This window comes from Streptomyces sp. NPDC002671 (assembly GCF_053592475.1).
This window is the reverse complement of record NZ_JBSFVU010000103.1, coordinates 1-7907: the sequence shown is the minus strand read 5'-3', so window position 1 is coordinate 7907 and position 7907 is coordinate 1. Positions and strand designations below refer to the sequence as shown.

The window sequence follows — 7907 nt, the reverse complement described above, 5'->3', positions numbered from 1 at the left end:
ATGATCTTGGAAGCCCGTGCCTGTCACGTTCCGGGACGCCACCGAGCTGACAGACCGCCACGAACCGGGCCCCACACGACAACGCCGAAGCCCTGCCCCGTGCAGGATGGTTGCGCCATGGGTGGCGAAGCATGGCGAGGGTGTGCGCCGGAGTGTTCCACATGGATTTTCTGGCGACGGCGCACGTGTATCACGCCCTTTTTGACACCTGTAGCGACCACTTTCTTTCGTATTCGATCGCCAGCTTCCACTAAATGAGCCTCTGAGACTACGAAACGGCCCGCGAATGCGGTTTTCGCACGGGGATGCGGTCGCTTACCGATTTATGCCTCACCCTGATGGCCGAGCGCGGCAAGGGCACGTTAGGGTCGCGCCGGAGACAGGTCCCGAGCCGAGGCTGGCTACCGAAAGGCCGGGACCTCTCCGCATTTTGAACAGTCGTCAATTTCACGAAGGAAACCGATGACCGATCCCAATGTCGTGTCCGGCACCGTGGTGCCGGGGGCACGCGTGGAAGGTAGCAACACTGGCAGATATTGCGCACGTCTGCGTGCCTTCGCTGTCACGCTCAGCCTGGGCCCGATTGTCGTGCTGGCCCTGTCCTGCATTCTGCCGGGTTCTGAGTGGTCAGCCTCCGTGTGTGTGGCCTTCACGGCGGTTGCGGCTGCCGCGGCCCGCACGTCCCGGCTCGAGTTCCTGTGGGCGCGCCTGGACTGAGTCGGCTGCGGCGGTTGCCGGGTGCACTGGCCCCCGGCAACCGCCGCGTGTCGAGGGCAGGGTGAGCAGGCAGGTTGGGAAGGGAATGCGGTGACGGGTAGTTCGTCGCGGCCGGAGTGGTGTGTGGTGTGCTCCGGTCCGTTGGTGCAGAACACGGGTGCTGGACGGCGCCGTCAGTACTGCAGTACCGCATGCCGCCGCCGAGCGCAGAGGCAGCGGCAGGCAGGCAAGGCGAGAACCGTGGAGCAGCAGGGTCCCTTGGGGAGCGCCGTTGCTGCGGAAGTCCATAGATTGGCGGGACAGCTTCTGGGCAGCGAGATGCGTCAGGAGGAGCTGGGCACGCTGCTGGAGCGCGTGGAAGCGATCCGTCGGGAGCTGGATATCTACACCGCTGCTGCGGTTCAGGACGCCCGGCACAGAGGTGAGAAATGGGAGAGCGTGGCCCGGGCGGCGCATGTCGCTGCAGAGACAGCCCGAGCGCGGTGGGGGCCGGAGCGGGTGGCCCGGATGATGGTCCTGCACGCCAACGACAAACGGGCTGCTCCCACTCGGTGGCGCACAGTGCGGTCCGCGCCGTCCGGAGAGGGAAAGGAGAACCCCGTCGGTGGTCAAGGAGAGGCGGCCAGTCCGGTCAGCCAGTTGGCTTCGGCGCTGACCCAGTTGCAGGTCGCCAGCGGCAGGACGATCCGTGAAGTGGCCGATCTCGCCATGCTGTCGCCGTCGTTCATCTCCCGAGTCCTTTCCGGGGACCGGCTGCCGACCTGGGACCTGGTGTGTGCGCTGAGTAATATCTTCGGCTCCGACCCGGCGGAGTTGCGGGTGCTGTTCGAAGCGGCGCACGGTATGACGGTGCCGCAGCGGGAGCCCGCCCCTGCTGCCATCGAGCGGTTGCATGCGACGGTGCGCGGGCTGCATCTGGCCGCTAAGTCGCCGAGGCCTGAACGGATTGAGGTGCTCAGTGGCGGGGCCGTGAGCACCGCAGCGGCTCGGCTCGTGCTGTCGGGCCGTGACGTTCCCGATTGGGAGGTGCTGTCCGCTCTGGTGTGCACGCTGGGGGGACGGCCCTGTGAGGTGAAACCGCTGTGGGAGGCGGTGCACTACGCGTTCCTGATGGTCGACGACCCCGGCCTGCCGGACGGCACTGCGCACATCGCCTTGCCGGAAACGGCCGAGTGATGGCATACGGGACCGTGCCCCGCGCCAGCGGGGCAGCCCAGACCCCCGCGGACACGTGCCGTACGGCGCATCTGCGTTACGACGCTTGGCGGGCGGAGCGGGCTGCTGTGGCTGCCTTCGCGGCTTTCCGTGAACGCCATTACGAGCCCTACCTGCAGTACGCGGCGTTGCGGATCGGCCAATATGGCGCGGCGGAGAGAGCTGTTGCGGCAGCCTTCACCGAGCTGGCTGTGTCATGGACCGTGGTCTTGGGCAGTTCCGGGCCGGCCGCTGTCGCCTGGGACATCCTCCATGACCACATCGACCAGGCGCTTGGCGGGCGCGTTCGTCCCTGCCCGTTCAGCCGGCCGGTGCGGTCTCTTCATCTGGACGTACAGGTGCTGCACCGCAGACTCCAGCTCAGTTCGGAGCGTGTCGCGGAGGTGCTGGGCATACCGGTGGAGGACGTATGCGGGCTGCTGCCTTCAACCGGGACTCAGAAGGAGTGACAACCGGCCACTTCACCCCACGCCGGTGTGACGTTCCTCATAGACTGTGCTGTCACGGCGTCAGTTGGCGCTCGCGACGGGGCGGAGGGGCACGGGTGAATTTGCCGTACGGAGTGGACGTTTCGATTCCGAGCGTGGCCCGCATGTACGACAGTCTCCTGGGCGGCAAGGACAACTATCCCGCTGACCGCGCTGCCTGCAGCGAGCTCCTCAAGCAGGTTCCCAGCATGCGGGAACTCGCCCTGAACAACCGGCAGTTCCTGCGCAGGGTGGTACACACCCTGACGGCCGAGTACGGCATCCGCCAGTTCATCGACCACGGCTCAGGGCTGCCCACCCAGGACAATGTGCACGAGATCGCGCAACGCGTCGATCCCGCAAGCCGGGTGGTGTACGTCGACAACGATCCCATCGTCCGCGCCATGGGCAGCGCCCTGCTGGAGAGCAATGAGCGCACCGCGGTACTCGAGGCCGACATGCGCGACACCGATGCCATCTTCGCCAGCGAGCCCGTGGACCGCCTCATCGACCTCGACGAACCGGTAGCGGCGTTGTTCGTCTCCGTGCTGCACTGCATCCCGGACAGCAGCCAGCCCGGCGACCTGGTCGCGCGCGTCGCCGACAAGCTGCCGTCAGGCAGCATGATGGTCGTCTGCCAACTCGTCAGCGACTCCCCCGAAATTCGCGATTTCGTCACACAGTTCATGGACGAACAGACCCAGGGACACTGGGGCCGCGTACGCGAAAAAGCAGACGTCGCCTCCTTCTGCGCACCGCTGGAGCTGGTGGAGCCGGCCCTGACCGAGGTCTCAGCCTGGCGGCCACAGGACGATGACGTCCCAGCCCAGCTCACCTGGGAGTGGGAGGAATACGGTGGCGTGGGCTTCGTCCGCCGCTGAGCCGGATGCCGTCACGGCAGTGATCACGGGCGCCGTCACCGCCAGGTGTCGAGCGCCTCCTGCAGCAGCGACGCAGTCTGGTCGGCGGGAGTTGCCACCCCGCACAGATGGTTCAGCACCGCCAGGTACCGCTCGGAGTCGGAAGGTCTCTCGCGGTAGACGGCTCCCTCGTACTGCTCCAGGTACACCATGTCGGGAAGGTAGTCGGGAGTGAAGAACCGCAGGTGCACGATGGGGTGCCCGATCGCACCGGCAGCCCCCACAGTAAGCGGGGCGATGTGCAGTCGGATCCGGTAGCGCAGCTCCTCCAACAGGGCGAGCACGTGCTTGATCTGCCGGTACATGACGCCTGGGGTGCCGACCGGGCGGCGGAAGACCTCGGAGTCCATCACCGCGAGCAGGGTCGGCGCTTCGGTCTCCCGGCGCAGCATCTCGATGCGCTGAAGCCTCAGCCGGACACGGTCCTCAATCTCCCGGGCCGGCATGGTCGGATGCGTCGCCCGGATGACGATCTGGGCGTATTCCTCGGTCTGCAACCAGCCCGGCACAAGCTGCGGCTCATACGAGACAATCCGCCGGGCAGCCGGCTCCATCGCTAACAGCGGGCGCAAGCTGGGCGGTGCGGCGTGGGCGTGGGGCTGCCACGCTTCGGGCTTCGCCGCCTCGTGCACCAGGACGGTGATCCGCCAGCGCTCCGCCGGGTCATGCACCCCGTACTCATCCAGCAGCTGCTCCACCTCTGCCGGCTTGAGCGTCGTGAGGCCGGTCTCCATGCGGCTGATGGTGGATTCGGAGGCATCGATACAGCGAGCCGCCTGCCGTGTCCCGATCCGGGCGTGGTCACGACAGCGCCGCAGATGTCCCGCGAGCGCCTTGCGGTGCGCGGCCGCACCCCACTCCGGGCGGTGCGGAAATCCAAGAATGGAAGGCACCTTCTGCTCGGCTGCCATACCGGGTACTCCTATCGAACTGTCCGGGAATCCCGAGTATGGCAGCCGACCATCACGCATGTCAGGAAGTGGCCATAAATCTACCCTCTGTTACGCGAGAGTGAAATCGAACTCCCCGTCCCTGACACCCGCAAAGAAGGCTGCGATCTCCTCCCGCGTGTATACGAGGGCCGGACCCTCTGGAAATCGGGAGTTACGTACGGCCACACCGCCGTCAGAGAGCAAGGCGACTTCCACACAGTTCCCGTTACCGCCGCTGTGACGGCTCTTGCGCCATGCGACGCCCTCGATCATGCCTGCGCTGACACCGTTTTCTACCCGATGCATGCCTATCCCGTCTCTCCGGATTGCGCGGCCAGTGACTGCCCCACCGGCAGTCCCAGCCGACTGTGTGTGCGAATTTCGTGGCTCTGCAATTGCAGAAGACCACTTGCAGGAACGATGAACAGGCCGGAATAGTGACGGTCAAGACGGCACGCGAGGCGCGACACGGCAAACAGGTTCCGGGGGACGGACGATGACGCCACGTCACAACCACGACATCCAGCCACTTTCCACACCCGGCTCAACGGACGACCTGAAACAACGTCTCTTCCGCGGCATACCACCAGCATTCACCCAGAACCTCGCCGTTCGCACAGGTCTGGCAAGCACCCCCTTCGCCGCCAGACAGATCCCCGCCGCGACCAACTGCTGCTACATAGCAAGACAGTTCACCCGCCAGACCCTCCGGACCTGGGATCTGAACAGCATCTGCGACGACACCGTCCAGATCGCCTCCGAACTCGTCGCAAACGCCATCCGGCACGGCCGGACACGCACCATGCACTCCGGAAGCCCACACGCAGCCGTATGGCTCGCTCTCGCTCTGCGCCCGCGCACCCTCTTGTGTGTCGTCCGCGACCCCAGCCAGCGCCGCCCCCACCTCACACCCCCTCTGCCCATGGCCGAGTGCCACCGCGGACTGCCCATCGTCGATGCCCTCAGCACCACATGGGGCTGGACCGACGACCGCCAAAACACCGGAAAATCGGTATGGGCCCGCCTCTCCCTACCCGAGACCTGAACCTGCGGACCCCTGCTTCTGCCCGCTACCGGACTGGGCACCTACGCTGGTGATCGAGCGGGCCTTCGCCTTGCCCCGCAGCAAAGGGCGGCGGCGAGGCCGAGGATCTGCTGCGACCGCCGGCGTCTGCTCCCCGCACCCGCTTGGATGGTCCCAGTACCCCCGGGGGGGGACTGCCGGGCTCGTTCTGCTCCCCGCGCCGAGGCGACGGCGCGGGTCCGGATCGTGCGCGACCGCGTCACGGTGCGGCCGGAAGCCGGAACGTGCGTGCTCGCAGTGGTTCTTCAAGGGGCGGCCTCCCTTGGCCGGTTCGGATGCTGCTGCCTGGTCCGCCTGCTCCCCCGCAAGGCCCAGCCCCAGCACCACTGACCCAGACACCACCATCACCGACCAGTAGAAAGAACCAAGTTCATGATTCTGATCACCGGAAGCCGCGGCGCGGTCGCCACCCACCTGACCGACCTGCTCCACCCTCACCAAGGTCCGCATGAGCGCCCGGCACGCGACCACGCTCCTGCATGCTCTCCTCGTACTCACCGACGCCGAGGTCCACCGCTGACGGACGATCACCCACTACCGATCCCGCCCACGAGCAGCACGAGCAGCCCAGCCTCAACCCACGCCAGCCCCTCGACCTGCAACTTCAAGATGAAACGCGCTCAATGACAGCGTGACGAGCAGTTCGTTGTCGTGATCCACGACGTACCGACGAACGCTTGGCACCTGGAACTCGAAGAACTCTTCCTGCGGATTGGTCGACGCTTTTGCCGTGTGGAGACCCGGCGGCGGATGCGGGACTATGTCCGCGGGCTACTCGGCCCGGTGGGCCACAAGAACAGCTCCCGCTCGCCGGCCGCCGTGTCCGTCTCGGACCACTCCCGTAGCAGCGCCGCAAAACACGGGCCTCGGCGTCTACCTCATCCCCAACGCACCCACCGGCGGCTTCCCGCCCATCGTCACAAGCTCCCGCTCGCTGGGCTGCCTCGGCAACCGGGCAACCGGACGCTTCGCTCTCCGCATGGCCGATCGCGTCTTCGGCCGGGACCTCGGCCGTCGCGTTGCGCGCCGGGGTGCCTTCGGTCACCGTACCGGTGACCGCGGACCAGCCGTTCTGGGCAGGGCGGCTCGCCGCCCTCGGCGCCGCCACCGCCCCGACTCCCTGCCGCTCCCTCAGCGCCGAACGGCTCGCCGACGCACTCGACCAAGCCGTGGCACAGCAGGGGCACACACGAGCCGCCGCAGAAGCCGCGCACCACATAGGAACCGAGGACGGAGCAGGCCGGGCGGTCAAAGCGATTGAGCAACTGATGAGGGGTTGATGCCTTGCCCGCCTCTACCAGGTGGCGCGCCACGTGCGAAGTTTCAGGTCACGCTCCACTCCACGACTCCCGACCGCCAGGGCGACACCCTCCTGGCCACCCACCCTCAGGCCGTTGGCCGAGGTGCCCGCATCCTGGACGAGAAGCACTGGGACGGCCTGCCCATCCGAGCTGGCCGCCGCGTCACAGCGGGCGGAGACCTGCCCGAGCCCCTCCGGTGGCATTGTCACGTGAGTGGCTGACGGTGCATCGGGGCGTGGCAGCGCCGGGGTCAGGTCTGTGCTCAGGCCATGGCGGACGCAGCCCACCGGCATGTGGATCTCACCCCGCTCACGACGATGGGCTGTACTCTCCACTGCTTCCGGAGCTTCTACGCTGAACCGTTCCGGGTTCAGTAGGGACTCGATCGTTTGAGAGGATCGAGTCATGGCAAGTCCTTCCCAGTACCCGCTTGAGCTGCGCCGTCGTGCGGTGCGGATGGTCGCCGAGGTGCGACCGGAGTACGACACCGAGTGGGCCGCGATGAAAGCGGTCGCCCAGAAACTGGGCATCGGTACGACCGAGACGCTGCGCAAGTGGGTGCGGCAGGACCAGGTCGACGCCGGTGTGCGGCCCGGCGTGACCACCGAGGAGTCGGCCGAGCTGAAGCGGTTGAAGAAGGAGAACGCAGAACTCAAGCGGGCCAACGAGATCCTGAAGGCTGCGGCAAGTTTCTTCGCGGCCGAGCTCGACCGGCCACACACGCGCTCGTAGCGTTCATCGACGAGCACCGGGACCGCTTCGGCGGTGTCGAGCCGATCTGCCGCGTGCTGACCGAGCACGACTGCAAGATCGCCCCCGCCACCTACTACGCCCACCACAAACGCCGGACCATGCCGTCCGCCAGGACCGTGCGGGACGCCGAACTGAAGGAGCTGATCAGCAAGGTCTTCGAGGTCAACTACCGTGTCTACGGGGCGAGGAAGATCTGGCGTGAGCTGAACCGGCAGGGCCACCATGCGGCCCGCTGCACCGTCGAACGCCTGATGCGTGAGCTCGGCATCGCCGGAGCGGTCCGTGGCAAACGCGTGATCACCACGCTGCCCGGCGGGCAGGTCGAGCGAGCCCCGGACCTACTGGACCGCGACTTCGTCGCCGGCGCCCCGAACCACTGCTGGGTCGCGGACTTCACCCACGTGAAAACCTGGGCCGGTGTCATCTATGTCGCCTTCGTCGTGGACACGTTCTCCCGCCGGATCGTCGGCTGGTCCGCGGCCACCGTGAAGGAAACGGTCTTCGTGCTGGACGCCCTG

7 protein-coding genes and 3 pseudogenes are annotated in these 7907 nt (G+C 66.8%); 8 read left to right on the top strand and 2 right to left on the bottom strand.

The window, feature by feature from the left end; translation table 11 throughout:
- Positions 1-462 precede the first annotated feature (462 nt).
- The 4 genes from ACWD35_RS44090 (at position 463) to ACWD35_RS44075 (ending at position 3280) form a co-directional block, all read left to right on the top strand.
- Complete coding sequence (locus ACWD35_RS44090) at positions 463-717, top strand: hypothetical protein (RefSeq protein ID WP_451356964.1); 255 nt, start codon at positions 463-465, stop codon at positions 715-717.
- 240 nt (positions 718-957) lie between these two features.
- On the top strand, positions 958-1893 hold the full coding sequence (locus tag ACWD35_RS44085) for a helix-turn-helix domain-containing protein (RefSeq protein WP_451356963.1): 936 nt from the start codon (positions 958-960) through the stop codon (positions 1891-1893).
- A gap of 107 nt (positions 1894-2000) precedes the next feature.
- Complete coding sequence (locus tag ACWD35_RS44080) at positions 2001-2381, top strand: hypothetical protein (protein ID WP_451356962.1); 381 nt, start codon at positions 2001-2003, stop codon at positions 2379-2381.
- Between the two features lie 95 nt (positions 2382-2476).
- Entirely contained in the window at positions 2477-3280 is an 804-nt protein-coding gene (locus tag ACWD35_RS44075; protein WP_451356961.1) for an SAM-dependent methyltransferase, read from the top strand.
- Between the two features lie 35 nt (positions 3281-3315).
- Here ACWD35_RS44075 and ACWD35_RS44070 read toward each other — a convergent pair whose 3' ends face one another.
- Together ACWD35_RS44070 and ACWD35_RS44065 are read right to left on the bottom strand one after the other, a co-directional pair.
- Entirely contained in the window at positions 3316-4230 is a 915-nt protein-coding gene (locus ACWD35_RS44070; RefSeq protein ID WP_451356960.1) for a helix-turn-helix domain-containing protein, read from the bottom strand.
- Positions 4231-4320: 90 nt separating this feature from the next.
- Entirely contained in the window at positions 4321-4557 is a 237-nt protein-coding gene (locus ACWD35_RS44065) for a DUF397 domain-containing protein (protein WP_451356959.1), read from the bottom strand.
- A 190-nt stretch (positions 4558-4747) separates the two neighbouring features.
- On the opposite strand from ACWD35_RS44065, the gene ACWD35_RS44060 reads away from it, so the two are divergent.
- The 4 genes and pseudogenes from ACWD35_RS44060 to ACWD35_RS44045 all read left to right on the top strand — a co-directional run.
- On the top strand, positions 4748-5296 hold the full coding sequence (locus ACWD35_RS44060; RefSeq protein ID WP_451356958.1) for an ATP-binding protein: 549 nt from the start codon (positions 4748-4750) through the stop codon (positions 5294-5296).
- A 693-nt stretch (positions 5297-5989) separates the two neighbouring features.
- A pseudogene (locus ACWD35_RS44055) lies at positions 5990-6133 on the top strand (IS701 family transposase); the annotation flags it as partial.
- A 194-nt stretch (positions 6134-6327) separates the two neighbouring features.
- A pseudogene (locus ACWD35_RS44050) lies at positions 6328-6615 on the top strand (glycosyltransferase); the annotation flags it as partial.
- 426 nt (positions 6616-7041) lie between these two features.
- Positions 7042-7907, top strand: a pseudogene (locus ACWD35_RS44045) (IS3 family transposase); the annotation flags it as partial.

What these genes read in the sequence shown, in the direction of transcription:
- ACWD35_RS44090 (WP_451356964.1), top strand. Translation starts at nt 463, where the DNA reads ATGACCGATCCCAATGTCGTGTCCGGCACCGTGGTGCCGGGGGCACGC.
- ACWD35_RS44070 (WP_451356960.1), bottom strand. Translation starts at nt 4,230, where the DNA reads ATGGCAGCCGAGCAGAAGGTGCCTTCCATTCTTGGATTTCCGCACCGC.
- ACWD35_RS44065 (WP_451356959.1), bottom strand. Translation starts at nt 4,557, where the DNA reads ATGCATCGGGTAGAAAACGGTGTCAGCGCAGGCATGATCGAGGGCGTC.
- ACWD35_RS44060 (WP_451356958.1), top strand. Translation starts at nt 4,748, where the DNA reads ATGACGCCACGTCACAACCACGACATCCAGCCACTTTCCACACCCGGC.